Here is a 1,137-nt window from a genome sequence, read left to right as displayed (position 1 = left end):
GGAGGTATCCGGAATTTCGTGTGTGAGGCGGGTTGAGATTCAGACTCCAATGTTGAATCGTTCCGGGTAAAGCAGTGCGAACTGCGTCATCGCGCTCTTCCAATCGTGCCGGGAGCCGGTCCACTTGGCAACGACGTTGCGCAGCGCCAGCCAGATCAGTTTGAGCGCGGCCTCGTCCGACGGGAAGTGGCCGCGCGCCTTGATGATCTTCCGAAGCTGCATGTGCAGCGACTCGATCGCGTTGGTCGTATATACAATTTTCCGGATGTCAGGCGCGAAGGCGTAGAACGGAATCACCTGATCCCAGGCTCGGCGCCAGAGCGCGGCAATCGGAGGGTATTTCGTACCCCACGGGCTCGTATCGAACGCGTCCAGCGCCACGGCGGCCGCTTCGGCCGACGGTGCCCGATAGATCTCCTTGAGCGCCGCTGCGACCGATTTCCTGTCTTTCCAGCTGGCGAAGTCCAGCGAGTTCCGGATCAGATGCACGATGCAGGTCTGGACCGTCGTTTCCGGGAACACCGTGTTGATCGCTTCCGGGAAGCCCTTCAGGCCGTCAACCACGGCGATCAGGATATCCTGCACGCCGCGCAGCTTCAGGTCGTTCACTACCCGCAGCCAGAACTTGGCCCCCTCGGTCTGCTCGATCCAAAGGCCCAACACGTCACGTGTGCCGTCGCGGCGCACGCCCAGCGCCAGGTAGATCGCCTTGTTGCGCACGACGCCTTCGTCGCGGATCTTGACTCGCAAGGCGTCGAAGAACACGACCGGGTACATCGGCTCGAGCGGCCGCTGCTGCCATTCGCGCACTTCGTCGATCACGGCATCGGTCACCGTACTGATGAAGTCCGGCGACACCTCGATGCCGTATATCTCCAGCAGGAAACCCTGAATCTCCCGCACGCTCATGCCGCGTGCGTACATCGCGATGATCTTGTCGTCGAAGCCGGTGAAGCGTCGCTCGCCCTTGGCGATCAGCACCGGATCGAAGGTACCTTCTCGGTCGCGCGGAATCTCGACGTCGAGCAGGTCATCGTCGGTCGCGATGCGCTTGCGGCTGGTGCCGTTGCGATGGTTCGTGCGGCCTGCCGGCTTGGCATCGCCCTTCTCGTAGCCGAGGTGGTGGGTCAGTTCACC

Annotated in this window: 1 protein-coding gene; it reads right to left on the bottom strand. The window is 62.3% G+C overall.

The annotated features are described in order from the left end of the window. Positions 1-39: 39 nt before the first annotated feature. The coding region (locus C4B30_RS34985; RefSeq protein WP_105133684.1) for an IS256-like element IS1356 family transposase at positions 40-1,137 on the bottom strand (1,098 nt) is incomplete at its 5' end.

The organism is Burkholderia sp. BE12 (genome assembly GCF_002959955.1).
Lineage (GTDB): Bacteria > Pseudomonadota > Gammaproteobacteria > Burkholderiales > Burkholderiaceae > Burkholderia.
The sequence above is the reverse complement of the archived record's forward strand: the minus strand, read 5'-3'. Positions and strand labels throughout refer to the sequence as shown.